This window comes from Acidovorax sp. Root402, from assembly GCF_001425125.1.
Lineage (GTDB): Bacteria > Pseudomonadota > Gammaproteobacteria > Burkholderiales > Burkholderiaceae_C > Acidovorax > Acidovorax delafieldii.
In genome coordinates this window covers 1-24,805 of sequence record NZ_LMDQ01000018.1, presented here as the reverse complement: position 1 = coordinate 24,805, position 24,805 = coordinate 1, and the positions used below count along the sequence as shown (strand labels likewise).

Genomic DNA, 24,805 nt, shown 5'->3' with positions numbered 1-24,805 from the left:
CAGTGCCCTGGCTTCGACAGGCTCAGCCCGAACGGTTGGGGGACGGCGTGCGAGGCAAGACCTGCCTCACACCTTGCCAAACCTTCCCGCGCCCTGCTTGCGGTACTCGCTGGGCGTCATGCCCTTGATGTCCAGAAAGCGGCGGTTGAAGTTGGCCATGTTGTTGAAGCCCACGTCATAAGCAATGTGCGTGATGTAGCGCTCGGTCTCCATCAGCAGCTGGCACGCGCGGTTCACGCGCACCAGGTTCACGAAGTCGGTGAAGGTATTGCCCGTGGCGCGGCGGAAGAAGCGCGAAAAGCGGCTCTCCGTCATGCCCAGCTCTTGCGCCAGGTCGGCCGCCGACAGCGGGTCGGCCAGGTGGTCGGTGATGCGGCTCACGATGGCGTTGATCTGGTCGAGCTGGGTGTCGTTGTCCTCGCTTTGCAGCTGCGTGCTCGACAGCAGGCGAAAGTCGGTGCAGCGCGCCAGGTCGCTCATGAATTCGCAGAACGCGCCGAACCGGGCGAGCCCCTGGCGCGCCTTGATGCGATGCCAATGCTCTTGCGCCTGCGCTTCCATGCCAAAGAACTCCACGCCGTGGCGCGCGCGCTCCAGCAGAGGCAGCACCTCGCGCAGCTCGGGGATGGTCTCGCTGCTGGCTACCAGCGGCGCGTGCGAGAACTGGATCACCAGGTCGCGCAGCGGCACGCCGCCTTCGGGCAGATCCATACTGATCCAGTTGTGCGGCAGGCGCGGCCCGGTCAGCACCAGGTGGCCGGGCTGGAACTGACCGATCCAGTCCCCCACAAAGACCTTGCCAGAGGTGGCCGTGATCAGGTGCAGCTCGTACTCGTCGTGGTAATGCCAGCGCGCCAGTGGCGTGGGAAACCCGTGCGACAAACAACGGATGAAGCCCGCCGTCTCGGGCGACTCGTAGCCCAGCGCGGGCGAGCGCACATAGTCGTGCTCCAGCTCGGGCTTGGTCTGGCGCGGGGCGATGGGCATCTTCACGGTCATGGCGATAGTGGGCTCAAATTACACCAGCATCAGGCGCCTGTCCGCTCTGCCACAAAAGCCAACACGCGGGCATAGGCTTTGCGCAACGCGTCTACGAGTCGGGGGTGGCCGGCCATCTCGCCCCACAAGGTCGTGTCGGCCGCAAAGGACGCCACGGGGTCAGCGGCATCGCAGATGGCATGGGCCACGGCGGGATCCATGGCCTGGTCCTGGTAGCTGTAGGGGATCTGCCCCGCGTGCCAGCGCTGCAGGTAGGCCAGGAACAGCGCGGGCAGCATGGCCACGCTGTCGAACGACGCGTTGCGCGCCAGTCGGTCGCGGATGGTGGGCGCAATCATGCCGGGGATCTTGGAGAACGCATCCATGGCCACGCGCTGGTTGGTGTCGGCGATGGCAGGATTGCCGAAGCGGTCCAGCACCACGTCGCGGTACTGCTCCAGGTTGATGGGGCAAGGCTGCTCTGGGGTGTGGAGCACCGGGATCGCGTCGTCGGTGACGTAGTCGTAGGCCATCTGGCGAATGGCCGCGTCGTGTGTGCCTTCGTGGATGTACTGGTAACCCGCCAGCGTGCCCGCCCAGGCAATGCAGCTGTGGGTGGCGTTGAGCAGGCGGATCTTGGCCTCTTCGTGCGCCTGCACCGACTGCACCATCTCGACGCCGACCGTTTCCCACGCGGGGCGGCCTGCGATGAAGTCGTCTTCGATGACCCACTGGATAAAGCTTTCACCCATGAGTGCTGCCTTGTCGTCCCAACCCGTTGCAGCCTTCACGCGCTCGGCCACATCGGGCGTGGGTCGCGGCGTGATGCGGTCCACCATGGCGTTGGGGCTGGTGGTGTTCTGCTCTACCCACTCTTTGAGTGGCGCATCGCCCAACGCCTCGATGAACTGCAGCAGCCCGCCGCGCGAGCGGTCGCCGTTGTGGCGCAGGTTGTCGCAGTTCATCAGCGTCACGGCGCCCGCACCGGCTGCCCTGCGCGCGCGCAGGATGCTGACCAGGCCGCCATAGATGGTGTGACCTGCCTGGCCCGCCTTCACGGCCGCCAGGTCGGCGCGCAGGTCGGCAAACTTGGGCCAGTCGAGTTGGTTCTGGGCATCCAGGTAGTAGCCCGCCTCGGTCACCGTGAAGCTGATGATGCGGGTGGCGGGGTCGGCACCCATGGCAATCAGCGGGGCCAGGTCGTCCTGGCAGGGGATCACCCGCTGGATCGACTCGATGACGGCGTAGTTGCGCTCGCCTTGGGGGGTGACGGTTTCGAGCGTGTAGCGTCCATCCTGCGCTTGCAGCGCCGCGATGGTGTCGGCCATGTCCGGGCGCAGGTTGCCGCCTGCGATGGCCCAGCCAGTGTCGCCCTGCTGGCGCAATGCGTGAACGTAAACGGCCTGGTGGGCGCGGTGGAACGAGCCCAGGCCCAGGTGCAGGATGAAATTCATGGTGCGTGACTGCGGGTTTCTAGAGATCAAAGTTCGTGGGCATCATCACGACGTCGCGGATGGTCATGCCGCGGGGGCGCGTGAGCATGAAAAGCACCACGTCGGCCACTTCGGACGCCTCGATGAGGCTGCCGCTGGCCTTGGCCTCGGCCAGCTTTTCCGCGGGCCAGTCGGCCAGCAGCGAGGTAATGACGGGCCCGGGCGAGATGGAGCCCACACGAATGCCGTGCTTGAACACCTGGCGGCGCACGGTCTGCACGAAGCAGTTGACCGCCCACTTGGACGATGCGTAGACGGGCTCCCACGGTGTGGGGAAATGCGCGGCCAGCGAGCTGGTGACGATGATGTCGCCCGTGCCGCACTGGATCATGTGGGGTAGCACGTTGTGCACGTTCTTCATCACCACGTTGACGTTCAGGTTCAGCATGCGGTCGATGGCGTCGGGGTCGGCATCCACCAGGTCGCCGCCCACATACAGCCCGGCGTTGGCGTGGAAGATGTCGAGCTGGCCCGCGAGCGCCAGCGTGCGCTGCAGCAGGCTGGCGCATTGCCTGGCATCGAGCAGGTCCAGCACCAGCGGCAAGGCGTTGGCGCCAATCGCTGCACAGGCCTTGGCCAGCGCGGCCTCGTCGCGATCGATGAGCACCACACGCGCGCCAGCGTGGGCCATGGCTTGGGCACTGGCAAAGCCGATGCCCGATGCAGCGCCGGTAACGGCCGCCACCTTGCCTTGAAGTTCTTGTCCGGGGGGCATGGAAGCAGTCATGGCGGTCATGCGGTCTGGCGGGCCACCACGCGGCCGTTCGGGTCGAACCAATGGGCTTGCGAGGCATCGATGTCCAGGCAAACCGCATCGCCCGCACGCAGGCCTGTGCGGTCGTTCTGGCGCGCCACAAACTGCGCTCCGCTGGGCGTGCTCACGTAGATCAGCGTCTCTGCGCCCAATGCTTCCACCAGGTCCACCTGGCCCGGCACCGGCGTCGCGCCGGTGTTGCGTACTGTGATGTTCTCGGGGCGCAGGCCGATGGCGCCGCCCTCCGCCCCGACGGGTGCCTGCTGCTGCACGGGCGATGGCAGCTGCGGCAAGGGCACCACGTTCATCTGCGGCGTGCCGATGAACTGGGCCACGAACTGGTTGGCAGGCCGGTCGTACAGCTCCAGCGGCGTACCCACCTGCTCGATGACGCCGTCGCGCAGCACCACCACACGGTCGGCCAGCGTCATGGCCTCGACCTGGTCGTGTGTGACGTAGATGGTGGTGGCGCCCAGGTCGCGGTGCAGCTTGGCGATCTCCACGCGCGTCTGGCCGCGCAGCGCCGCGTCGAGGTTGGACAGTGGCTCGTCAAACAAAAACACCTTGGGCGCACGAACGATGGCGCGGCCGATGGCCACACGCTGGCGCTGCCCACCCGACAGCTCCTTGGGCGTGCGCTGCAGGTAGCTGGTGAGGTTGAGGATGCGCGCGGCGTTCTGCACCTTCTCGTCGATCACCTGCTTGTCCACCTTGGCGAGCTTGAGCGCAAAGCTCATGTTCTCGTACACGCTCATGTGCGGGTACAGCGCATAGCTCTGGAACACCATCGCCAGGTCGCGCTTGCTCGAGGGCTGGTCGGTGATGTCGCGGCCGTCCAGCATCAGGGTGCCACCGTCGATGTTTTCGAGCCCCGCGATCAGCCGCAGCAGCGTGGACTTGCCGCAGCCCGAGGGGCCGACGAAGACGATGAACTCGCCTTGCTGGATGGAGAGGTCGATGCCCTTGATGGCGCGGTGTTCACCAAAGAATTTCTCGATGCCGCGCAGTTGAAGGTAGGCCATGGAATCGGGTTCCTGAAAACTTGATTGCGTTGGATAGGAAAGCTGCGCGTTACTTCACGGCGCCAAACGTCAGGCCCTGCACCAGCTGCTTCTGGCTGAACCAGCCAAAGACCACGATGGGTGCAATGGCCATCAGCGAGGCGGCGGACAACTTGGCCCAGAACAGGCCCTCGGGGCTGGAGTACGACGCGATCAGGGTGGCCAGCGTGCCGGCCTTGGCGGCGCTGAGGTTCAGGCTCCAGAAGGCCTCGTTCCATGACAGCACCAGGCACAAGAGGCCGGTGGACGCGAGGCCGCCCATGCCCAGCGGCAGCAGCACCAGGCGCACCTCCTGCCACAGCGTGGCACCGTCCATGCGCGCGGCTTCCAGAATCTCGCGCGGGATGTCCTTGAAGTGCGAATACAGCATCCAGACCATGATGGGCAGGTTGGACAGCGCGAACACGATGATGAGCGCAAGCTGCGTATCGAGCAGGTGGCTCTTTTGCGCCAGCACGTAGATGGGTACCAGCGCGCCCACGGCGGGCATCATCTTGGTCGAGAGCATCCACATGAGGATGTCCTTGGTGTACTTGCCCTTGAAGAAGGCCATGGCGTAGGCCGCAGGCGCAGCCAACATGAGCCCCACCAGGGTAGAGACCACGCTGGTGATGACCGAATTCTTGGCGTACAGCAAGTAGTCGCTGCGCTCCTGCACCTCGTGAAAGTTTTCGAGCGTGGGGACAAAGAACAGCTGCGGCGGCACGGCGATGGCCTGCAACTCGGTCTTGAACGCCGTGAGGAACAGCCAACCCAGCGGGAAAAACAGCAGCAGGGCCACGCCCCAGGCAGCAGCGGTGCGCAGGGCCAGCAGGCCCAGCGGGAAGTTGGAGCGGCGTCGTTTTGTCGTTGTCATGAGCGTTGCCCCGTCTTACTTGTCAAGGTTCTTGCCGACCATGCGGATCAGAAACACCGCCGCGATATTGGCCAGCAACACTGCGAACAGTGCACCTGCCGAGGCCACGCCCGCGTCGAAGTTGAGCAGTGCCTGCTTGAAGATCAGGAAGGTGACGTTGGTGCTCGCATCGCCCGGCCCGCCACCCGTGGTGGTGTAGATCTCGGCAAAGATGCTGAGCAAAAAGATGAGTTCGATCATCACCACCACCGCCACCGAGCGCGCCAGGTGCGGCACATACAGGTAGCGCAGCTGCTGCAGGTAGTTGGCGCCGTCCATGCGCGATGCTTCGAGCTGCTCGTGGTTCATGCTCTGCAATGCGGTCATGAAGATCAGCGTGGCAAACGGCAGCCACTGCCATGACACCATGACGATCACCGAGAACAGCGGGTGGTCGGTAAGCCAGTCCACCGGCTGTGCGCCAAAGAACATCCACACCTGGGCGAGCACGCCGTAGATGGGATTCATCATCATGTTCTTCCACATCAGCGCGTTCACCGTGGGCATGACGAAAAACGGCGAAATCAACAGCACCCGCACGATGCCCCGGCCCGCAAACGGCTCGTTGATGAGCAGCGCAATCGCAACGCCGAACACCACCGTGATGAGAATGACGCTGCCCAGCAGCAGCAGCGTATTGACCACCGCCGTGCCAAACGACGGGTCGGTGACGAAATACTCAAAGTTCTCCAGCCCGGCAAAGCCCGTCTGGTCCGGCTGCATGAGGTTGTAGCGGATGAGCGAGAAGTAGATCGTCATCACCAGCGGCACGATCATCCACAGGAAGAGCGTGGCCATGGCTGGCGTGAGCAGCAGGCGAGGGAGCAGGCGGCGGTTCATGGGAGCCTCAGAAAAAAGTCCAGCGGAAATAGGCGTTCAGTCGGCGTCGCGAGCGGGCCGAGGCGGGGTCGCTGTACCGCAGCCGTACTCCCGTACGGCGAGGAACACCGGCCCCGGATCGGCCCGCGCAGCAGCCAAATGAATGCCTATTTGTAGTAGCCGGCCTTTTTCATTTCGCGGTCAGCCGCCACCTGGCCGGCCTTGAGTGCCACGTCCACCGTCGTCTTGCCTGCCAGCGCAGAACTCATCTGCTGGCCCACGGCGATACCGATGGCCTGGAACTCCGGAATGGCCGCGAACTGCACGCCCACATACGGGCTCTTGGGCAAGGTCGAATCCGTGGGGTTGGCCGAGTCGATGGCGGTCTTCTCTGCGGCGGCAAAACGCGCGGCCTTCTGGAATTCCGGCGAGGCGTAGGTGCTCTTGCGCGTGCCGGTGGGCACATTGGCCCAGCCGTTGGTCTTGGCCACGAGCTGGATGTATTCCTTGCTGGTGGACCAGGTGATGAACTTCTGCGCGGCGTCGACCTTTTTGGAACCAGCCGGGATGGCCAGATTCCACGACCACAGCCAGTTCGCGCCCTTGGGCGTGTTCATGGTGGGCGCCTGGGCAAAGGCCATCTGGTCGGCCACCTTGGACTGCTTGGGGTCGGCCACGAACGATGCGGCGATGGTGGCATCCACCCACATGCCGCACTTGCCGGAGTTGGTCAGCGCCAGGATCTCGTTGAAGCTGTTGGCCGACGAGCCGGGCGGGCCATAGTTCTTGAGCAGGTCGACGTAGAAGGTGATCGCGTCCTTCCAAGGCTTGGATTCGAGCTGTGGCTTCCACTGCATATCGAACCACTGACCACCGAAGGTGTTGACCAGTGTGGTCAGAAAGGCCATGTTGTCGCCCCATCCCGGCTTGCCGCGCAGGCAGATGCCGTACACGCCGTTCTTGGGGTCGTGCATCTTGGCGGCCAGGTCCTTGATCTGCGGCCAGGTGGGGCGCTCGGGCACCTGCACACCAGCCTTGTCGGCGAGGTCCTTGCGGTACATCAGCATGGAGCTTTCGCCATAAAACGGGGCGGCAAACAGCTTGCCGTCCACCGTCAGGCCATTGCGCACTGCGGGCAGCAGGTCATCCACGTCGTAGGCAGCATCGGTCTTCAGCTCCTGCAGCCAGCCCTTCTTGCCCCAGATGGGCGCTTCGTACATGCCAATCGTCATCACGTCGAACTGGCCGCCCTTGGTGGCGATGTCGGTGGTCACGCGCTGGCGCAGCACGCCCTCTTCCAACGTGACCCACTTGAGCTTGATGTCGGGGTTGGCCTGCTCGAAATTCTTGCTGAGCTTTTGCATCTCGATCATGTGGCCGTTGTTCACGGTGGCAATCACGAGTTCGGTCTGCGCATGCGCAGCGGCTCCGCACAGCGATGCCGCCAGGGCAGCAACGGCCAGAGCCAAGCGAGTGTGTGGACGAGTGGAACGGGGCATCGGAACGTCTCCTGCGTAGTTGGTATGGATCTGCCATTCAACGCCAGTCGAATCTCGGCATTGATGGGCTGAACGATACCGATGCTCTGATGCTCAGTTGATACTTTGAAAAGCACTACACATACTAAATTTCGCCAGAATCTCAGGATTTATACCTAGTCGCATCAATTGGGTATGTGCATTGTGGGCCTGGGGCGCCCGCCCTGGCGCTGCGGGGTGCTGCACACATTTGACCCAAGGGCGCGCCCTGAGTGGGCCGACTGTTTCCAAAACTGGAACAGTCAGTTTGCGACTCAGTGGTTTTTCTCTAAACACCATCGGCGTACAGTTCATCCCATCGATGAGCCGAACCCGCAAGGCGACTCACCGAACCCGGTTCAGGAATGGTTTTTGACCCGGCTTTTTTGAGACGCTTTTTNGCGTACAGTTCATCCCATCGATGAGCCGAACCCGCAAGGCGACTCACCGAACCCGGTTCAGGAATGGTTTTTGACCCGGCTTTTTTGAGACGCTTTTTCAACTTCAAGGACTTATCAATCATGAACAACACCGCACGTTTCCTCTCCATCGCCGCTGTCGCCGCTTTCGCTTCTTTTGGTGCCCAGGCTGACGAAGCCGACGCTTCGCAGTTCGCCACCAAGTTTGAAACCAACCGCACCCGCGCTGAAGTGGCTGCTGAAGCCGCTACCGTGGCCCAGACCCGCTCGATCGAGCCCGCNTGCTTCGCAGTTCGCCACCAAGTTTGAAACCAACCGCACCCGCGCTGAAGTGGCTGCTGAAGCCGCTACCGTGGCCCAGACCCGCTCGATCGAGCCCGCTGGTTCGCGTGTGGTGACCTACAAGTCCACGGCTGACCGTGCTGCCGTGCGTGCCCAGGCTGCTGAAGCTGTGCGCACTGGCCAGATCCCTTCCGGCGAACTCGGCGCTCTGTAAGCCGTCCCGGAATCAACGGACCTCGCCCCCCACCCCATCAAGAATCGAGATCACCATGAACAAGACAACACGTTTCCTGTCCATCGCTGCTGTGGCTGCTTTCTCCGCTTTCGGCGCCCACGCTGACGAAGCCGACAGCTCGCAATTCGCCCTCAAGTTCGACACCAACCGCACCCGTGCCGAAGTGGCTGCTGAAGCCTCTACCGTGGCCCAAACACGCAGCATCGAACCCGCTGGTTCGCGTGTCGTAACCTACAAGTCGACTGCCGACCGTGCTGCAGTGCGCGCCGCAGCGGCAGAAGCCGTGCGCACCGGCAAGATCCCATCGGGCGAAATCAGCGCGATGTAAGAACGCCGACCTTCCCGGGTGGCGGCCTCTCACTGTTGTGGACGTGTGCCCCCGGACTCTCGGAAAGGGCTCCCATGTGGGAGCCCTTTTTGCATTGGCAACAAGCTCAGGCAACCAGTGTCTTGAACATCACATGGGCATCGACATAGCCCAGCGTGTGGTGCCGGAAGGCCCCGGGCAGCGTGCCCACGATCGCAAAGCCCAGGTGCTGCCACAGCCGCACGGCGCGCACGTTGCTCGCCACCACCAGGTTGAACTGCATGGCCCGAAAGTCCATGACCACAGCCTGCTGCTGGGAGTGCTTACACATCAACGAGGCCACGCCCTGCCCCTGCGCGGTCGGCGCCACCACATAGCCACAGTTGCACACATGGGCGCCCTGCCCAGGCTGATTCGGCTTGATGAAGTACGTGCCCAGAATCTCCCCGCCCACGCCCAGGGCGACAAAGGTCGCAGCAGGCAGCTCTACCCAGGCTTTGTGGATCTCAGCCTCGGTGCTGTCGGGGGCAAACGCATACGTGTCTCCCGCCTGGAAGGTGGTGCGCAGGATGGGCCACACGGCGGGCCAGTCGGCAGCCTGGAGGGGGCGGATGGTGACGGGGGTATCGGAGGTCGTCATGGGAAGTGCAGTGGATGGACGGCGAGTCTGGCATTCTCCCGCTCCGCATAAAATCCGCCGTCGGCAACGGCCACCCCTTGATGGCGGCGCCCTACCCTGAGTGATCCATCCCATGACCCAGCCTTCTGCTGCCCCGGCAGCTCCTGCCTTGCCCGCCCGCCCCGTGCGCTCCCAGTACGAAGATTTCATGCGCCATGTGTTCACCCACGGCGTGGACAAGTCGGACCGCACCGGCACCGGCACCAAGAGCGTGTTCGGCCACCAGATGCGGTTTGACCTGAAGGAAGGTTTTCCGCTGGTCACGACCAAGAAGGTGCACCTCAAGTCCATCATCCAGGAGCTGCTGTGGTTCCTGACCGGATCGAGCAACAACAACTGGCTGAAAGAGCGCGGCGTGACCATCTGGGATGAATGGGCGCGCGAGGACGGCGACCTGGGCCCGGTGTACGGCGTGCAGTGGCGCAGCTGGCCGACGCCGGACGGCGGGCACATCGACCAGATCAGCGACGTCATCCAAACGCTCAAGACCAACCCTGACTCGCGCCGCATCATCGTGAGCGCCTGGAACGTGGCCGAGCTGCACAAGATGGCGCTCATGCCTTGCCACGCTTTCTTTCAGTTTTACGTAGCCCCGGCGCAAGCGCCCGGCGGGCGCGGCACGCTGTCTTGCCAGCTGTACCAGCGCAGTGCAGACATCTTTCTGGGTGTGCCGTTCAACATTGCCAGCTATGCGCTGCTGACCCACATGGTGGCCCAGCAGTGCGACCTGGAGGTGGGCGACTTCGTCTGGACGGGTGGCGACTGCCACATCTACAGCAACCACCACGAGCAAGTGCAGACCCAGCTGGCGCGCACGCCCTACCCCTACCCTGTGCTGAACATCAAACGCAAGCCGGACAGCATCTTCGACTACGAGTACGAAGACTTTGAAGTGGTGGACTACCAGTGCCACCCTGCCATCAAGGCGCCCGTGGCAGTCTGACCTGACCACTGCACCAGCCAGCCTGCGGCACAGGCCCCGCTTTCACCCATAACCAATACAACGAGCTTCTATCTATGTCTTCCGGCGGATTCCACGTACACGGCCCCCACGACCACGCGGTCGAACATGCCACCCACGGCCACGATGCTGCGCACCACGGCGCGGACCATGGCGGCGGCTCGTCCACCAACAAGATCGCCATGTTCACGGCCATCGTGGCCACGGTGGGTGCCATCTTTGCCTACATGGGCGGCGCCACCCAGGCCAATGCGGGCCTGATGAAGAACGACGCGGCCATCAAGAAGACCGAGGCCTCCAACCAGTGGAATTACTTCCAGTCCAAAAGCACCAAACAAAGCCTGGCCGAGCTGGCCCGTGACCTGACCCCGGCCGAAGCCGAGAAGGTCAAATACCAGGCCAAGATCGACCGCTACGAAAAAGAGAAGAACGAGATCAAGACCGCGGCCGAAAAGCTGGAGGCCGATGCCCACGCCTTCGACCAGCAAAGCGAAGTACAGATGCACCAGCACCACCGCTGGGCCCAGGCCACCACCGCGCTGCAGGTGGCGATTGCCCTGGCCGCGATTGCGCTGCTGACCAAGAAGAAGTGGCTGGAATACGGCATGTACGGCGTGGCCGCCGTGGGCCTGGGTGTGGGCGCGCTGGCGTTCCTGCACATCTGATCCCCTCCCCACTCACGCACCGAGCGAGCCCCATGCCCCTGCACCTCATCTACGCCCGCGCGGCCAACGGCGTCATCGGCAAGGACAACCGCCTGCCCTGGCACATCTCCGAGGACATGGCGCACTTCAAGCAGCTCACCCAGGGCTGCCCGGTGGTGATGGGCCGCAAGACCTGGGACTCGCTGCCCGCACGCTTTCGCCCCCTGCCCGGCCGCACCAACATTGTGGTGACGCGGCAGGCCGACTGGCAGGCCGAGGGTGCCCACCGCGCAGGCAGCCTGGCCGAAGCCCTGGCGCTGTGCGACGCGGGCAAAACCGTGTGGATCATTGGGGGCGCGCAGATCTATGCCGAATCCTTGCCCCTGGCGGACTGCGTGGAGGTGACGGAGATCGCCCAGGACTTTGACGGCGATGCCTATGCCCCCGTGCTGGGCGCAGAATGGGTGGAAACCGCCCGCGAGCACCACGTGAGCACCAACGGGCTGCCGTTCAGCTTTGTGACCCGTGTGCGCCGCGCCTGACGCTTCTGCCCCTTTCCTCATCTACTCACATTTTGATAGCTGCCAGCGCATGATCCACTAGCGCTACCGGCCAAAAACCATGCAAATTGCCACCTGGAACGTGAACTCCCTGTCGGTGCGCCTGCCCCAGGTGCTGGCCTGGCTGGCCGCCAACCCGGTCGATGCCCTGTGCCTGCAGGAGCTCAAGCTCACCGACGACAAATTTCCGCACGACGCGTTGAAAGAGGCCGGCTACGAAGCCGTGGCCTTCGGCCAAAAGACCTACAACGGCGTGGCCATCCTGAGCCGCCACCCGCTGCGCGATGTGGTGCGCAACATCCCCGCCTTTGGCGACGAGCAGGCCCGCGTCATCGCCGCCACGCTGGACACGCCGGCAGGCCCACTGCGCCTGCTCAACGGCTACTTCGTCAACGGCCAGGAGCCGGGCTCGGAAAAGTTCGCCTACAAGATGCGCTGGCTGCAGGCGCTGCAGGACATGGTGCGCGCCGAGATGGCCGCCCACCCGCGCCTGGTGCTGGTGGGCGACTTCAACGTGGCGCCCGAAGACCGCGACTCGTACGACCCCGAGGGCCTGCGCGAGACCATCCACCACACCACCGAAGAGCGCAACCACTTCCAGGCCCTGCTGGCCCTGGGGCTGACCGATGCCTTCCGCATGTTCGAGCAGCCCGAGAAGAGCTATTCCTGGTGGGACTACCGCATGCTGGGTTTCCAGAAAAACCGGGGCCTGCGCATCGACCACATTCTGGTGAGCGAGGCCCTCAAGCCCACGGTGACGGCCTGCGTGGTGGACCGCGCCCCGCGCAAGAACCCACAGCCCAGCGACCATGCGCCGGTGGTTGTCACGATGAGCGCCTGATGCACCCTTGAGCCGCTCCGCACGCGACGCAAAAAAGGCTGCCAGAGGAATGCTCTGGCAGCCTTTTTCTTGGGGTCAGCCCTCAGCGCAGCAACCGACGCCCGGTCAGGTGCGGTTTACCCAAGGGTCGCCCTTGGCACCTGGGATCAGGGCCGGGGCGAGAACCCGTCGCGCAGCGCACGCACCTCGTCGTGGTTGCGCTGGGCGCCTTGGGCCTGGCGCTCCACCAGAGCGCGCACATCGGCAGGCAGCGTCGCCTTCAGCGCCTTGCGGTAGCGGGCCACCGCAGCGTCCTCGCCACGTTCGCACTCTTCGAGCACGGCCTTGTCGTCCTGGGTGGACAACGCGGTCTTCACCGACACCCAGCCCCGGTGCAACGCGCCCGCCACGGTCCCCCCCTGCGCGGGGTCGCCATTGAGGCGGCGGATCTCGTGCTCCAGCTCCACGGCGGCAGCCGCACACTCGCGCGAGTGGCGCTGGAAGATGCCCTTGAGCTGGCCCGACTCTGCGTGCTCGGCACAGGCATGGAAGCCGTATTCGCCGTCACGTGCAGACTCCAGCAGGTCGTTAAGCACATCGACCACGTCTTCGGCGTCGATCACGTCCATCGGGCGGTCGCTGGCCAGCGCAGTGCGGTTGGCGGCGCGCTCCCACGCGGCGCGGGTGGCGGGGCGCACATCGGTCCAGGCCAGGCCATCGCTGCCGTGGCGTGCGCGCCAGTCGTCCGCCAGGCGCGGCTCGATGGCGTCAAAGTCGCCCTCGTAGCGGCCTACCGACGACCAGCCCAGTTCATAGGCAGGACGGTATTGGTCGTACGTGCGGCCGCCCACGTAGTAGGGCTCGCGGTGGTAGGTCTCGCGCCAGTACGCGTCTTCTTCGGTGGGGTTGACGGCCTCGGCAGCCGCCTTGCCTGCCAGGCCGCCCGCCACAGCACCCGCCACGCCACCAATGGCAGCGCCGACCGGGCCGCCAAAAGCACCTGCAGCAGCCCCGGCAGCGGCGCCCCCGAGGGCGGCGCCCACGCCCGTTCCGACGGGGTGAGCACCTGGCTCATTGGTCAAGGGGTCACGGTTGGCATCGTTGAAATCCGACATAGGAACATCTCCGGTTGGTTGACAGTGACTTCATTGTTGAAGCCACCTCCGGAGTGCCGGGTCGGCCCAGGGAGGGCCTGCATGTAGGACATGGCCCGCCATGCAGCGCGATGCGCAGCGCGCATCCGGGCCAGGTTACAGCGATGCCACCAGCGATGTAGTGGCACCTTGCATTGCTACGATTTCAATAGCTGCAGAGGCATGATCAACACGCGCCTGCGGCCATTTTCATACTTCATCCGGCGCGTCCAGCCCCAACTCCTGGATCTTGCGGGTGATGGTGTTGCGCCCAATGCCCAGGCGCTGCGCGGCTTCCATGCGGCGGCCGTGGGTGGCCACCAGGGCCGTGCGGATCAGGCGCGACTCAAAGCGCCGCGTGAGCGCATCCCACACTTCAGGCAGGCCGCCTGCGAGCAGTTTTTGCGCTTCGGTTTCCAGTGCCTGCTCCCAGCTGTAGGCAGCAGCCACAGGGGCTGCGGCGGCGTCGGCCGACCAGGACGCAACGGCCGCAGGCGCAGACGCCGACACCGGAGCAGACACCTGCGCTGCGGGGTGCAGGCCACCCACCAATTCGGGTGCAGGCTGCGCCACTGGCGCAACAGGGGCCAGCGGGGCCACCGGCATCGATGTGACCGTGGCCGTCGCAGGCTCGGCGCCCGCCGTGGCGCGCACTGGCGGCTGGTACACCGGGGCTTCCAGCACCTCGGGCGGCAGGTCCTGCAGCGAGATCACCTGGGCAGGCGCCATCACCGTGAGCCAGTGGCAGATGTTCTCCAGCTGGCGCACATTGCCCGGGAAGGCAAACTGCTCCAGCCGCGCCAGTGCCGAATCGGCAATACGCTTGGGCTCCACGCCCAGCTGCCGCGCGCTTTGCTGCAGAAAGTGGCGCGTGAGCATGGGCACGTCTTCATGCCGCTCGCGCAGCGCGGGCAGGCGCAGGCGGATCACATTGAGGCGGTGGAACAAGTCCTCGCGGAAGCCGCCTTCCTTGACGCGCTGCTCCAGGTTCTGGTGGGTAGCGGCAATCACACGCACATGGGCCTTGACGGCCGCATGGCCGCCCACGCGGTAGAACTGGCCGTCGGACAACACGCGCAGCAAGCGCGTCTGCAAATCAAACGGCATGTCGCCGATTTCGTCGAGGAACAGCGTGCCGCCCTCGGCCTGCTCGAAGCGGCCGCGCCGCTGGGTCTGGGCGCCGGTGAAGGCGCCGCGCTCGTGGCCGAAGAGTTCGCTCTCCAGCAGGTCCTTGGGAATGGCGGCGGTGTTGATGGCCACAAAGGGGCCGTCTGCCACGGGCGAGTGTTTGTGCAGCGCGCGCGCCACCAGCTCCTTGCCCGAGCCCGATTCGCCGGTGATGAGCACCGTGACCTGGCTTTGCGACAGCCGCCCGATGGCGCGGAACACATCCTGCATGGCGGGCGCCTGGCCCAGCATTTCGGGGGTCGCGGTCTGGCGCTCTTCGGTGACTTCTTCGCGCTGGCTTTCTTCGACCGCGCGGCGGATCAGTTCCACCGCCTTGGGCAGGTCAAACGGCTTGGGCAGATACTCGAACGCGCCGCGCTGAAAGGCAGACACCGCACTGTCGAGGTCCGAGTACGCCGTCATGATGATGACGGGCAGGCCGGGCTGCAGCTCGCGCACCTTCTCCAGCAGTTGCAGACCCGAACCTCCCGGCATGCGGATGTCGCTCACCAGAACCTGGGGGCCCTGGCGCGCGGGGTCGCCTGCTGTGACATCGGCCAGTGCGTCCAGCACTTCGCGGGGGTGCGTGAAGCTGCGCGTGGGCAGGTTCTCGCGGGCCAGCGCCTTTTCCAGGACGAAGCGGATCGAGGGGTCGTCATCTACTATCCAGATCGGCTTCATATGTTTTTCTTACCTTCCCTGTGGTTGCGTGTCAGGGACCGTCATGCGCTGTCAGGGCAAGGGGATCAGGATTCGGAAGTCGGTGCGACCCGGTACGCTGTCGCATTCGATCAACCCGTGGTGACGCTGCACGAAGGTTTGCGCCAACGTCAGCCCCAGCCCTGATCCGCCGTCCCGACCCGATACCAGTGGATAAAAAATCCGCTCCTTGATGGCATCGGGTACGCCCGGTCCGTTGTCGATGACATGCAATTCCAGTGCCAGCCGGTAGCGTTGTCGGCCGAACGTGACCTGGCGGGCTACACGCGTGCGCAGCGTGATCACGGCATCCCCCTTGGCGATGCGCTCTGACAGCGCCTGGGCTGCGTTCTGCACGATGTTCAGCACCGCCTGAATGAGCTGCGCGCGGTCCCCGCGAAACTCGGGAATCGAGGTGTCGTAGTCGCGCTGTACCCTGAGGCCCTGCGGGTATTCGACCAGCACGAGCGAGCGCACCCGCTCGCACACCTCGTGGATGTTCACGTCGCCCACCAGATGCGGATGGCGGTGGGGGGCGAGCAGCCGGTCCACCAAGCTTTGCAAGCGGTCGGCCTCGTGGATGATGACCTGGGTGTATTCGGTGAGCTCGCGGTTATCGAGCTCCATCTCCAGCAGTTGCGCCGCGCCCCGAATGCCGCCCAGCGGGTTCTTGATCTCATGGGCCAGGTTGCGGATCAGCTCCTTGTTGGCCTGGGCCTGGTCACGCAGGCGCTCTTCGCGGTCCTGGCGGGCCTGCTGCTCCAGCGGCCACAGCTCCACCAGGATTTCGCCCACCTGCTCGGCATCGGCCACGTTGACATGCACGGGCACCGGGTCCTGGTGCAGGCGCTTCAGGCTGGCCTCGTAGCGCAGCGCGGCAAAGTCCTTGCCCCTGGCGCCCGCCAGGGCCGTCTGCAGCAAGGCGGGGTCGGTGAAGAACGTAGAGAAGTCCGCCCCTTCCAGGGTGCGGCGCGAGAGGCCCAGTGTGTTTTCCAGCGCGGCATTGGCAAACTGCACCGCGCCATCGTCAGCGCGCAGCACCGCCACCAGGGTGGACATCAGGTCCAGGGAATGAAAACGCCCGGTGTCAGTGCCGGGAAGGTCGGAGGAAGAAGGGGCACTCACACGCAATCACCGCTATCAGTTGGTGGGTGCAGCAGGGGCAGGCAGGCGGGCAATCTCACGCTTGATACCCGCAATGTCACTCTCGCTGCGGGCTACGCTGGCCTTGAGCTCGGCCGTGCGTTCGGTGTAGCGCTGGGGGTTGCGCAGATCGAGTGCGTTGCGCTCGGGGGCGCCGTTGTTGTATTCCTTGAGCAGTTCGGCATGGCGCGTTTCCGCCTTGCGCAGCTCGGACTCCAGAATTGCGCGGGCATCCGAGTCGCGGGATTTTTGTTCGTTGTTGCTGACGCGTGGAGCGTTGGCGGGCGAGGTCGCAGACGACGGGGCTGCCGCACCACCCGCTGCAGGAGCTGCGGCAGACGCTGGGCGGGTGCCCTGCACCACGGTAACGTTGCCGCCCTCCACCAGCTTGCAGCCGCGCTCCTTGGCTTGCTGGGCGTTGTTGGTGTATTCGTTGCCGCAACGATAGATGCGGTCTTGCGCCTGGACTGCGGGGACGGTGGCGGCGATGAGGAGCAGGGTGATGAGCGTTTTATTCATTCGGTTTCCTCGCACTGACATGCAGGGGACAGGGGAGTATCCCCCAATCACCCTACATCTCCAATCCAACAAGGGCAGACCCTTGAAGGGCTGTGTATACGGATGCAACACCTGGCGTCTTGGTTCCGCCGCACGCGTTCCGCGCAGGTAGCGCCGCCGCCCGCCCATGAAAAAAGGCGGCTTGCGCCGCCTTTTCTTGAGCAATGGTCTGCAGGCAGACGATTACAGCGAGTAGTACATGTCGTACTCGACAGGGTGCACTGCCATGCGGAAGCGGGTCACTTCGTTCATCTTCAGATCGATGTAGGCGTCGATCATGCTGTCGGTGAACACGCCACCCTTGGTCAGGAACGCACGGTCCTTGTCCAGGTGTTCCAGGGCCTGGTCCAGGCTGTGGCACACGGTGGGCACCAGCTTGTCTTCTTCGGGCGGCAGATGGTACAGGTCCTTCGTGGCGGCTTCGCCGGGATGGATCTTGTTTTCCACGCCGTCCAGACCGGCCATCAGCAGGGCTGCGAAGCCCAGGTAGGGGTTCATCAGTGGATCGGGGAAGCGGGCTTCCACGCGACGGCCCTTGGGGTTGGCCACGTAAGGGATACGGATCGAAGCGGAACGGTTCTTGGCCGAGTAGGCCAGCTTCACCGGTGCTTCGAAGTGAGGCACCAGGCGCTTGTAGCTGTTGGTACCGGGGTTGGTGATGGCGTTCAGGGCACGTGCGTGCTTGATGATGCCGCCGATGTAGTACAGCGCGAAGTCCGACAGACCAGCATAGCCGTCGCCAGCGAACAGATTCTTGCCGTCCTTCCAGACGGACTGGTGCACGTGCATGCCGGAGCCGTTGTCGCCGTGGTAAGGCTTGGGCATGAAAGTGGCGGTCTTGCCGTAGGCGTTGGCCACGTTGTGGATCACGTACTTTTGCAGGATGGTCCAGTCGGCGCGCTCAACCAAGGTGCTGAAACGGGTACCGATTTCGTTCTGGCCAGCGCCCGCCACTTCGTGGTGGAACACTTCGACCGGAATGCCCAGGGATTCGAGGATCAGGGACATCTCGGCGCGCATGTCTTGCGTGCTGTCAACAGGAGGCACGGGGAAATAGCCGCCCTTGACGGTGGGGCGGTGGCCACGGTTGCCGCCTTCGAGCTTGGCGCCTGTGTTCCAGGGGGCTTCGTACTCTTCGATTTCGTAGAACGTGTTGTTGGGTTCAGTGCTCCAGCGCACGCCGTCGAAGATGAAGAATTCTGGCTCGGGACCGAAGTAGGCCGTATCGCCCAGGCCGGAGGCCTTCAGGTAGGCTTCAGCGCGCTTGGCAATGGAGCGGGGATCGCGGTCGTAGGCCTTGCCGTCGGTGGGCTCGATCACGTCGCAGGTCAGGATCAGCGTCGTTTCTTCAAAGAACGGATCGATGTTGGCCGTGCTCGGGTCGGGGATCAGCTGCATGTCGGAGGCTTCAATGCCCTTCCAACCGGCGATCGACGAGCCGTCAAAGGCATGGCCCGAAGTGAACTTGTCTTCGTCGAAGTGAGAGACGGGCACCGTGGTGTGCTGTTGTTTGCCACGGGTATCAGTGAAACGGAAGTCAACGAACTTGACTTCGTTCTCCTTCACCATCTTCATCACGTCTGCAACGGTCTTGGCCATCAGGTTCTCCTGGATAAAGCGCTTGTTGAAAAAAGAGTTTGCCGAAATAAAAGCAGTTTGCGTGCCAGCCGAGTGCAGCACCGCACTATGAAGGAGCGCTACCCACGACAGGTCGGCGTGGCATGCGCCAAAAAGCACCAATACGGTGCAATCTATCTACCAAATCTGAGCCTCACAGGTTGCGCACCAATTCAGGGCCGCAATTTGCACCAAATTCGTGCAATCCTGTTTTCAAAGCCTGCCATGCAGCAGGCACCGAGGACGCGGGCCCTTTGACACCCAGTTCGATATGCCGCCCGTATTGTGGATGATCTACGCTGGGCAAACTGAACACCCGCACATCCGGGTGCGATTTTTCAATCTGCTCCATGAGGGGCGTCAAGGCTGCCTCCATCGCACCATAAACCACCACCGACTGCTCGGTCTGCGGTGCCCGGTTGAAATGGGCTGCGTAGTGCTGCTCCAGCACCCACTCGATCATGGGCCAGGCCATGACAGGAAAGCCCGGAACGAAGTGCACGGCACCACCTCCTGGCCCGTCGCAACTGAAGCCGGGAATCTTGTTGTAGGGATTGGGAATGATGCGCGCGCCCACCGGGAACATGCCCATGTTGAGGCGGTGCACGTTGTCGGACCGATCCGGCTCATAGGGCACGCCCTGCTCGCGCGCCACATCCTGCATGCGTTCGCGGATCAGCGTCTCGGCTTCTGGGTGCAGGGCCAGATCCCGGCCCAGGGCACGTCCAGCACATTGCCGCGTGTGGTCGTCTGGGGTTGCGCCAATGCCGCCACACGAGAACACCACATCGGCCGACGCGAACGCCCGCTGCAAAGTGGCCGTGATGCGGTCCGGGCTGTCGCCCACATAGTCGGCGTAGGCCAGCGACAGGCCCCGCGCCGATAACAGCTCGATCACCTTGGGCATGTGCTTGTCGGCCCGTTTGCCCGACAGTATCTCGTCACCGACGATGATGAGACCAAAGGTGGGGGTCATAGCGGATTGTCTCCAGGGTTCGGATTTGCAGGGGGCGGCAGCACGGGGGTTGGGGGTGCCGCCATGTTCAATGCTGGCGCTTCTTTGGGGTGCACAGCCGCTTCGGCCAATGGGGCGGGCCCGGTCATCGGCGCCATGGTGGCCCGCTCGGCACGCAAGCGCTGCAGGGCGGCCAGACCGTAGTGCGTGAACCACAGCGAGGAAAACGCGAACACCAGCGTGTAGATCCAGATCGCCAGCGGCACCAGCACAAAAAACGCGGCGGCAAACACCACGCCCGATGCCCACACAATGCTGGGCGCTGCCCCGAGGTAGCCCGTGACGATGCCAATGCCCAGCAGGCTGCTGCGATGGCGGCGGAATATCTCCAGGCGCTCTTCCTTGCTGGCGTGGTCAGCCAGGGCGTCGAACACCATCACCCGGTAGGTCAGCCAACCCCAGATCAGCGGCGGCAGGATGAGTACGAGTGGCGGCACCAGCCACAGCGGAACGGACACCACCAGCGCCACCAGGGCCAACACCGTGGACCCTACCGACCAGGCCACACTCGCAATGAAGGACCCGCCCTTCTTGCGCTCCAGATCCGGAAACCGCCGCGCAGCCACCAATGCCACCAGGGCGGGGGTCATGAGTACCGCTACGGCCAGCAGCGACACCACCACCAGCACAGGCGCCACGGCCAGCACCACCATCAACGGCGCCATGACCGCAGTCACATCCCCCAGGCCCCAGCCCTGAAGCCAACCCCAAACGCTGGCCAGCAACGAGGACGCATCAAGCAATGCGCGCATCCCCTGCACCGCCGCGTCCCAGTAGAAGTAACCCAGGCCGAGTGCCAAAACGGCCATCAAGAACAGAGGCAAGAGCGACAGCGCAATCACCCGCGGACGCAGGCAATAGGCAGCGGCACGCCAGAAAGAATCAAGCAGTAATCCCATGGTGGCAAGCATACAGGCAGCGCCCGCCAAGCCGCTCAGGCCTTGCCCAGCAACCTCAGTACGCCCCGCCATTGCTGGGACCAGAACCCCGCGCCGTAGTCGCGCACACGGCCATCGGGGCCCGGCTCGACCTGGTCGCGCACGCCCGTGGGGTCAAAGCGCTTTTCAAAGTTGGCCGTGCCCATCAGCATGTCCCACCAAGGCAGAAGCACCCCGAAGTTGTGCCCGCCGAGCACCACACGCGGCGGCGTTGTTGCTTGGCCCGATGTTGCCTCGGCCGAAGGCTTGACCGTCTCGTGGCCAATGCCAATGCTGTGGTGCCGGCGGTGAAACCGGGGGCTGATCCAGAGCCGCTCACCCACCTGACCAAACCACAGCCGCACGTTGGCGTGCTGAAAGCTCTCGCTGAGCTGGGTGATGGCCACGATGGCAATGAACTGCCCCGGCGCAACACCAATCAGCTGCGCCACCGTCACCAGAATCACGTCGCGCAGCAGGTCATCGAGCAGGTGGTTGCGGTTGTCGCTCCACATCGTCATCTGCTGCTGTGCATGGTGCAGCGAATGCAGGCGCCACCACCACTCAAAGTGATGCTGCCCCCGGTGGATCCAGTAGTCCACAAAATCGAACACCACCAGATACAGCAGCAAGCTGACCCAGGAGATGTCCGTCACACCCGGCCAGAGGCCATCGAGCTGGAACGTGCTGACACCCGCCACACGCAAGGCACCAAACAGTGAATCCGCCAGCGGATCCACCGTGAAAAACAGCGCCAGCCGGAACAGTCCCAGCCGGTGAATCAGGGTGTAGAGGATGTCAGTGCGGATGGTGGCACGGTCATTGATCTGCTCCACCGGCCACCAGCGCTGCATGGGGCCAATCACAGCCACGATGACCACCAGCTGCAGCAATCCCACCAGCAGCCAGCCGGAGGCCTCATAGCCGTTCTCCAGCAGGCTGGCCAGCCCTGTGGTGAACATCAGCGGCTGCAGCACGCTCTCAAAAAGCCATTGCTGCACGCTGTCAAATACACCGCCTAGCCATCCCATCGTGTCGCGCTCCCTGGCACCTGGTTAATCATGCAAACATGCGGCGCGTGCGCCCTCAGCCACGGCGCACGCAATCCAACTTGATCCCACAGCCCATCTAGCGAACCTGAGCCGCTGCGGCCGCATAGTCAGGATGATCCCGCAAGGTACGAAAGCAAAACCCTCGCTGCTTGAGCCCTTCAATCAAAGGCTCCAGCACAGCGGGCGCCCAGGCGTCCTTGCGCGACCAGATCCCCAGGTGCGCCAGCAGGATGTCGCCACTGCGCACATCACGCAGCGCCTTGTTCAGCAGCGCGGTGTTGCTGGCCGTCTCACTGGGCAGCTCATCCCCCAAGAAGCCGGCAGGCGACCACCCCACATGCGCGTAGCCGCAGGCCTTCGCGCTGGCAATCAATTGTGCAGAGGTCTTGCCGCCAGGCGCGCGGAACAGGGGCAAAGGCGTCTTGCCGGTAATGGCCTTCAAACGATCCGCAGCACGGGCAATTTCTTCGCAGTATTCAGCTGCGGACATCACAAAGCTTTGACCCTCACGCTGTCCCGCCGAGGGACGGACCCGAAACGCTGGATGCGGCGCGCTGCCAGCATCGGCACGCCAGTAGGTGTGATTCCAGGTGTGGGAGGCAAACTCATGGCCCTCCGCGGCGCGTGCACGCCACCACGGGGCCCAATGGTCTCCCAGACTTCCATCGCCTTCCTTCGTGCGCTCGTTTGCAGCAAAGAAGGTCACGTGCACCTGCTGGCGCTTGAGCACCTCAGCCACCAAAGGCGCCACTTCCATGTGGCCGGTGTCAAAGGTCAGGTAGAGGGGTTTTTTGCAGTCATTTTGCGCAGTAGCGCTAGTGAAACATGCCCAAGCAGCTATCAATATAATAGCATTGCGACGCCTGCCGTGTGGTACACGAAGAGCGCTGAGAAACATACCTCTGACCGGCGGTGCAGCGCTCAACGCGGCGCGTGCTGCAAGGTCCAAACGCCGTGGGGCGATTTGCCCACGTTGACCTGGCGCACCACCTTCTTGGCCTGGGTATCCACCACGGACAGCTTCCGTGCCCAACGGGAACTGACGTAGATGTAGCGTCCGTCCGCCGAAACATCCATGCAATCAGGGCCGCCAGGCACAGGGTACGACTCGACGACCTGCTGGGTGTTCATATCGATCTTGCTGATCGAGTTGGCCACGCGATTGCTCACATACAGGTGGTGCCCATCGCCAGCAGCACGAAAGGCGTGAGCACCGTTGCCTGTCTTGATCCGCTTGACGCTGACCGCTTCACGCCCTGAGATATCGAACACCTCCACGCTGTCACCGCCCGTCAGTCCCACAAACAGGTGCTTGCCATCGGGACTGCCGTAGACATCCGCAGGCATAGGGCCTGTTTTGACACGCCATTTGATGGTCTGGGTGGCAATATCAATCGCCACCAGTTCGTCACTGTCCTGCATGGTCGAGTAGACGGTGGTGCTGCGACTATCGATCCATAGATGGCTGGGGGTGCGCGATGTGGCCACGCGCTGCACCAGGGTCAGGTCCTTGCCGTCCCAGCGGTAAAAGTCCACGTGATTCAGACGGTTGGCGGCCGTGATGAACCATTTCATGTCGGGACTGAATCGCAGATGGTAGGGGTCCACAATCCCACGTACGGTACGCTGCACCTCGGCGGTACGGGGGTCCACAAACGTCAGCGTGTCACCGAGCGCGTTGGCCACGATGATCGACTTTTCATCGGGAGTCAGATACAGGTGGTGCGGCTCTTTACCTGTGGGTATGCGGGCCGTCTCAGTCCAGGTCACTGGGTCGATGACGCTGACGTTGGCCTCCAGCGAATTGAGTACAAAAAGCGGCGGAGCGCCCGCCGCCACACTGGCCAAGGAGTAACACCACCCACCAAGGGCCACAACGCAGATGCGTGCAATCGAGAGAATCTTCACAAAACCACTTTCAACACAGCCTTGAAGTGTAGCGCCGCGCCCAGCACGGACCCGAGCGACAACACGTAACATCAGGGTGATCGTGCTCTCTTTGACTCAGGTCATCCCGGTATTGCGCTGCCTGGGGTGCCAGGGCATATCGCAGGGCGAGACCACAACTTGCCAGCAAAGCTCTCCCTGCCTCGGCAGTCAAGGGATCAACGACATGAGTCACAGTGCCCTGGCCGCGCGCTCTGAGCCAATCAAAAGAGGCCGCTCCTCCAGATAACATGCTTAAGCATTGCTGTTCAACAGTGCCAGATCGGAAGCATTGAGCCATCGCCATTGGCCGGGGGCCAAATCCGCAGGCAAATCCATGCGTCCAATGCGAGAGCGATGTAGCCCCTCCACCCTGTTGCCAACTGCTGCAATCATCCGCTTGACCTGGTGGTACTTGCCCTCAGTCAGCGTCATATCCAAGCGATGGGAATCCACGATGGAGCAGTTTGCAGCACGCACCGGCTTGGGATCATCGTCCAGCACAACCCCCGCCAACAATTTCGACACCTGTGTCTCGTCCACCGGGTGTTTGGTCGTCACTTGATAAACCTTCGGAACATGCTTCTTGGGCGAACTCAAGCGATGAATGAATTGCCCGTCATCGCTCAATAGCAACATACCCGTTGTGTCCTGATCAAGGCGCCCCACCGCCTGCACTCCTTGTACCGCACTCTTCGTGGGCCGCTGGCGCAACGGCGGAGGCAAAAGCGTGTAGATGCTGGGGTATGTAGAAGGCTTCTGAGAACACTCCGTGCCGGCGGGTTTGTGAAGCAGCACGTAGGCTTTGGCGTGGAACGGCCAATCCACACCCTGTACACGTAACAGCAGTCCTTCGGGCTCATAGCCTGCGGTAGCCTCCGTGCAGAGCACGTACTCGGTATTAGGCGAAGATGCCTCACGCACCGAGACCCACCCCTGCTGAATCAGGCCCGCGCAAACACGACGCGTACCAAAACCTTGGGAATACAGAATGTCTTGTAGTTGCATGGTCAACACCCTGGAGGGTCAGCGAGAAGGGATGATTTATTGTCAATCCAAAGCAAAAAACCCCAGTCATATCTGACTGGGGTTTTCTGGGCTGTAAGAGCCTGACGATGACCTACTTTCACACGGGAACCCGCACTATCATCGGC

At 63.5% G+C, this 24,805-nt stretch carries 25 protein-coding genes and 1 pseudogene; 7 read left to right on the top strand and 19 right to left on the bottom strand.

The window, feature by feature from the left end; all coding sequences use genetic code 11:
* Positions 1-66: 66 nt before the first annotated feature.
* The 7 genes from ASC83_RS20585 to ASC83_RS20555 form a co-directional block, all read right to left on the bottom strand.
* Complete coding sequence (locus tag ASC83_RS20585; protein WP_056067144.1) at positions 67-999, bottom strand: AraC family transcriptional regulator; 933 nt, start codon at positions 997-999, stop codon at positions 67-69.
* 29 nt (positions 1,000-1,028) lie between these two features.
* A complete protein-coding gene (dalD, locus tag ASC83_RS20580) occupies positions 1,029-2,432 on the bottom strand; it encodes a D-arabinitol 4-dehydrogenase (protein ID WP_056067142.1) in 1,404 nt (467 codons plus the stop codon).
* A gap of 19 nt (positions 2,433-2,451) precedes the next feature.
* Positions 2,452-3,186: an SDR family oxidoreductase gene (locus tag ASC83_RS20575; RefSeq protein WP_056067760.1), complete on the bottom strand. Its 735-nt coding sequence runs from the start codon at positions 3,184-3,186 to the stop codon at positions 2,452-2,454.
* 17 nt (positions 3,187-3,203) lie between these two features.
* Positions 3,204-4,247 (bottom strand): ABC transporter ATP-binding protein, encoded by a 1,044-nt coding sequence (locus ASC83_RS20570; protein ID WP_056067139.1) that lies wholly within the window; start codon positions 4,245-4,247, stop codon positions 3,204-3,206.
* Positions 4,248-4,296: 49 nt separating this feature from the next.
* The gene (locus ASC83_RS20565) at positions 4,297-5,142 is read right to left on the bottom strand and encodes a carbohydrate ABC transporter permease (protein ID WP_056067136.1); all 846 of its coding nucleotides are present in this window, start codon (positions 5,140-5,142) and stop codon (positions 4,297-4,299) included.
* Between the two features lie 15 nt (positions 5,143-5,157).
* Positions 5,158-6,021, bottom strand: a complete 864-nt coding sequence (locus tag ASC83_RS20560) for a carbohydrate ABC transporter permease (protein WP_056067135.1) — start codon at positions 6,019-6,021, stop codon at positions 5,158-5,160.
* Positions 6,022-6,167: 146 nt separating this feature from the next.
* Positions 6,168-7,499, bottom strand: a complete 1,332-nt coding sequence (locus tag ASC83_RS20555; protein ID WP_056067133.1) for a sugar ABC transporter substrate-binding protein — start codon at positions 7,497-7,499, stop codon at positions 6,168-6,170.
* A gap of 539 nt (positions 7,500-8,038) precedes the next feature.
* Between ASC83_RS20555 and ASC83_RS24050 the strand changes: the two are divergent.
* The 3 genes and pseudogenes from ASC83_RS24050 to ASC83_RS20545 all read left to right on the top strand — a co-directional run.
* A pseudogene (locus ASC83_RS24050) lies at positions 8,039-8,217 on the top strand (DUF4148 domain-containing protein); the annotation flags it as partial.
* A gap of 1 nt (position 8,218) precedes the next feature.
* Positions 8,219-8,432 (top strand): DUF4148 domain-containing protein (locus ASC83_RS24045; protein WP_156379582.1); only part of this gene is annotated, 214 nt, incomplete at its 5' end.
* Between the two features lie 55 nt (positions 8,433-8,487).
* The gene (locus tag ASC83_RS20545; protein ID WP_056067132.1) at positions 8,488-8,781 is read left to right on the top strand and encodes a hypothetical protein; all 294 of its coding nucleotides are present in this window, start codon (positions 8,488-8,490) and stop codon (positions 8,779-8,781) included.
* A gap of 106 nt (positions 8,782-8,887) precedes the next feature.
* Here the strand turns inward: ASC83_RS20545 and ASC83_RS20540 are convergent, their stop codons facing one another.
* Complete coding sequence (locus tag ASC83_RS20540) at positions 8,888-9,400, bottom strand: GNAT family N-acetyltransferase (protein WP_056067130.1); 513 nt, start codon at positions 9,398-9,400, stop codon at positions 8,888-8,890.
* A gap of 112 nt (positions 9,401-9,512) precedes the next feature.
* On the opposite strand from ASC83_RS20540, the gene ASC83_RS20535 reads away from it, so the two are divergent.
* The 4 genes from ASC83_RS20535 (at position 9,513) to xth (ending at position 12,445) form a co-directional block, all read left to right on the top strand.
* The gene (locus ASC83_RS20535; protein WP_056067128.1) at positions 9,513-10,382 is read left to right on the top strand and encodes a thymidylate synthase; all 870 of its coding nucleotides are present in this window, start codon (positions 9,513-9,515) and stop codon (positions 10,380-10,382) included.
* A gap of 74 nt (positions 10,383-10,456) precedes the next feature.
* Complete coding sequence (locus ASC83_RS20530; RefSeq protein ID WP_056067126.1) at positions 10,457-11,065, top strand: DUF4337 domain-containing protein; 609 nt, start codon at positions 10,457-10,459, stop codon at positions 11,063-11,065.
* A gap of 32 nt (positions 11,066-11,097) precedes the next feature.
* The gene (locus ASC83_RS20525; protein ID WP_056067124.1) at positions 11,098-11,586 is read left to right on the top strand and encodes a dihydrofolate reductase; all 489 of its coding nucleotides are present in this window, start codon (positions 11,098-11,100) and stop codon (positions 11,584-11,586) included.
* A gap of 79 nt (positions 11,587-11,665) precedes the next feature.
* Positions 11,666-12,445, top strand: a complete 780-nt coding sequence (gene xth / locus ASC83_RS20520; RefSeq protein WP_056067122.1) for an exodeoxyribonuclease III — start codon at positions 11,666-11,668, stop codon at positions 12,443-12,445.
* A 146-nt stretch (positions 12,446-12,591) separates the two neighbouring features.
* Here xth and ASC83_RS20515 read toward each other — a convergent pair whose 3' ends face one another.
* The 11 genes from ASC83_RS20515 to ASC83_RS20465 all read right to left on the bottom strand — a co-directional run bounded on the left by ASC83_RS20515 (position 12,592) and on the right by ASC83_RS20465 (position 24,659).
* On the bottom strand, positions 12,592-13,539 hold the full coding sequence (locus tag ASC83_RS20515) for a PA2169 family four-helix-bundle protein (protein ID WP_056067120.1): 948 nt from the start codon (positions 13,537-13,539) through the stop codon (positions 12,592-12,594).
* Positions 13,540-13,767: 228 nt separating this feature from the next.
* Positions 13,768-15,405: a nitrogen regulation protein NR(I) gene (gene ntrC, locus ASC83_RS20510; protein ID WP_056067118.1), complete on the bottom strand. Its 1,638-nt coding sequence runs from the start codon at positions 15,403-15,405 to the stop codon at positions 13,768-13,770.
* 51 nt (positions 15,406-15,456) lie between these two features.
* Entirely contained in the window at positions 15,457-16,482 is a 1,026-nt protein-coding gene (gene glnL, locus ASC83_RS20505; protein ID WP_056067116.1) for a nitrogen regulation protein NR(II), read from the bottom strand.
* 81 nt (positions 16,483-16,563) lie between these two features.
* On the bottom strand, positions 16,564-17,085 hold the full coding sequence (locus ASC83_RS20500) for a hypothetical protein (protein WP_056067114.1): 522 nt from the start codon (positions 17,083-17,085) through the stop codon (positions 16,564-16,566).
* Positions 17,086-17,307: 222 nt separating this feature from the next.
* On the bottom strand, positions 17,308-18,723 hold the full coding sequence (gene glnA / locus ASC83_RS20495) for a type I glutamate--ammonia ligase (protein WP_056067757.1): 1,416 nt from the start codon (positions 18,721-18,723) through the stop codon (positions 17,308-17,310).
* A 172-nt stretch (positions 18,724-18,895) separates the two neighbouring features.
* A complete protein-coding gene (locus ASC83_RS20490) occupies positions 18,896-19,717 on the bottom strand; it encodes a molybdopterin-binding protein (protein ID WP_056067111.1) in 822 nt (273 codons plus the stop codon).
* Positions 19,714-20,655: an EI24 domain-containing protein gene (locus ASC83_RS20485; RefSeq protein WP_056067756.1), complete on the bottom strand. Its 942-nt coding sequence runs from the start codon at positions 20,653-20,655 to the stop codon at positions 19,714-19,716. The genes ASC83_RS20490 and ASC83_RS20485 overlap by 4 nt, the downstream gene beginning before the upstream one ends.
* Before the next feature lie 35 nt (positions 20,656-20,690).
* Positions 20,691-21,704 carry a sterol desaturase family protein gene (locus tag ASC83_RS20480; protein ID WP_056067109.1) on the bottom strand — a complete coding sequence of 338 codons (1,014 nt, stop codon included), beginning with the start codon at positions 21,702-21,704 and terminating at the stop codon, positions 20,691-20,693.
* A 97-nt stretch (positions 21,705-21,801) separates the two neighbouring features.
* Entirely contained in the window at positions 21,802-22,623 is an 822-nt protein-coding gene (locus tag ASC83_RS20475) for a polysaccharide deacetylase family protein (RefSeq protein WP_082522546.1), read from the bottom strand.
* A 23-nt stretch (positions 22,624-22,646) separates the two neighbouring features.
* On the bottom strand, positions 22,647-23,633 hold the full coding sequence (locus tag ASC83_RS20470; RefSeq protein WP_056067105.1) for a YncE family protein: 987 nt from the start codon (positions 23,631-23,633) through the stop codon (positions 22,647-22,649).
* Between the two features lie 273 nt (positions 23,634-23,906).
* On the bottom strand, positions 23,907-24,659 hold the full coding sequence (locus ASC83_RS20465; RefSeq protein WP_056067754.1) for a 16S rRNA pseudouridine(516) synthase: 753 nt from the start codon (positions 24,657-24,659) through the stop codon (positions 23,907-23,909).
* Positions 24,660-24,805: the final 146 nt, after the last annotated feature.

What these genes read in the sequence shown, in the direction of transcription:
- ASC83_RS20515 (WP_056067120.1), bottom strand. Translation starts at nt 13,539, where the DNA reads ATGTCGGATTTCAACGATGCCAACCGTGACCCCTTGACCAATGAGCCA.
- ASC83_RS20570 (WP_056067139.1), bottom strand. Translation starts at nt 4,247, where the DNA reads ATGGCCTACCTTCAACTGCGCGGCATCGAGAAATTCTTTGGTGAACAC.
- glnA (WP_056067757.1), bottom strand. Translation starts at nt 18,723, where the DNA reads ATGGCCAAGACCGTTGCAGACGTGATGAAGATGGTGAAGGAGAACGAA.
- ASC83_RS20545 (WP_056067132.1), top strand. Translation starts at nt 8,488, where the DNA reads ATGAACAAGACAACACGTTTCCTGTCCATCGCTGCTGTGGCTGCTTTC.
- ASC83_RS20490 (WP_056067111.1), bottom strand. Translation starts at nt 19,717, where the DNA reads ATGACCCCCACCTTTGGTCTCATCATCGTCGGTGACGAGATACTGTCG.
- ASC83_RS20555 (WP_056067133.1), bottom strand. Translation starts at nt 7,499, where the DNA reads ATGCCCCGTTCCACTCGTCCACACACTCGCTTGGCTCTGGCCGTTGCT.
- ASC83_RS20535 (WP_056067128.1), top strand. Translation starts at nt 9,513, where the DNA reads ATGACCCAGCCTTCTGCTGCCCCGGCAGCTCCTGCCTTGCCCGCCCGC.
- ASC83_RS20565 (WP_056067136.1), bottom strand. Translation starts at nt 5,142, where the DNA reads ATGACAACGACAAAACGACGCCGCTCCAACTTCCCGCTGGGCCTGCTG.
- xth (WP_056067122.1), top strand. Translation starts at nt 11,666, where the DNA reads ATGCAAATTGCCACCTGGAACGTGAACTCCCTGTCGGTGCGCCTGCCC.
- ASC83_RS20500 (WP_056067114.1), bottom strand. Translation starts at nt 17,085, where the DNA reads ATGAATAAAACGCTCATCACCCTGCTCCTCATCGCCGCCACCGTCCCC.
- glnL (WP_056067116.1), bottom strand. Translation starts at nt 16,482, where the DNA reads ATGTCCACCCTGGTGGCGGTGCTGCGCGCTGACGATGGCGCGGTGCAG.
- ASC83_RS20475 (WP_082522546.1), bottom strand. Translation starts at nt 22,623, where the DNA reads ATGTTTCTCAGCGCTCTTCGTGTACCACACGGCAGGCGTCGCAATGCT.
- ASC83_RS20525 (WP_056067124.1), top strand. Translation starts at nt 11,098, where the DNA reads ATGCCCCTGCACCTCATCTACGCCCGCGCGGCCAACGGCGTCATCGGC.
- dalD (WP_056067142.1), bottom strand. Translation starts at nt 2,432, where the DNA reads ATGAATTTCATCCTGCACCTGGGCCTGGGCTCGTTCCACCGCGCCCAC.
- ASC83_RS20560 (WP_056067135.1), bottom strand. Translation starts at nt 6,021, where the DNA reads ATGAACCGCCGCCTGCTCCCTCGCCTGCTGCTCACGCCAGCCATGGCC.
- ASC83_RS20465 (WP_056067754.1), bottom strand. Translation starts at nt 24,659, where the DNA reads ATGCAACTACAAGACATTCTGTATTCCCAAGGTTTTGGTACGCGTCGT.
- ASC83_RS20530 (WP_056067126.1), top strand. Translation starts at nt 10,457, where the DNA reads ATGTCTTCCGGCGGATTCCACGTACACGGCCCCCACGACCACGCGGTC.
- ntrC (WP_056067118.1), bottom strand. Translation starts at nt 15,405, where the DNA reads ATGAAGCCGATCTGGATAGTAGATGACGACCCCTCGATCCGCTTCGTC.
- ASC83_RS20575 (WP_056067760.1), bottom strand. Translation starts at nt 3,186, where the DNA reads ATGCCCCCCGGACAAGAACTTCAAGGCAAGGTGGCGGCCGTTACCGGC.
- ASC83_RS20485 (WP_056067756.1), bottom strand. Translation starts at nt 20,655, where the DNA reads ATGGGATTACTGCTTGATTCTTTCTGGCGTGCCGCTGCCTATTGCCTG.
- ASC83_RS20585 (WP_056067144.1), bottom strand. Translation starts at nt 999, where the DNA reads ATGACCGTGAAGATGCCCATCGCCCCGCGCCAGACCAAGCCCGAGCTG.
- ASC83_RS20540 (WP_056067130.1), bottom strand. Translation starts at nt 9,400, where the DNA reads ATGACGACCTCCGATACCCCCGTCACCATCCGCCCCCTCCAGGCTGCC.
- ASC83_RS20480 (WP_056067109.1), bottom strand. Translation starts at nt 21,704, where the DNA reads ATGGGATGGCTAGGCGGTGTATTTGACAGCGTGCAGCAATGGCTTTTT.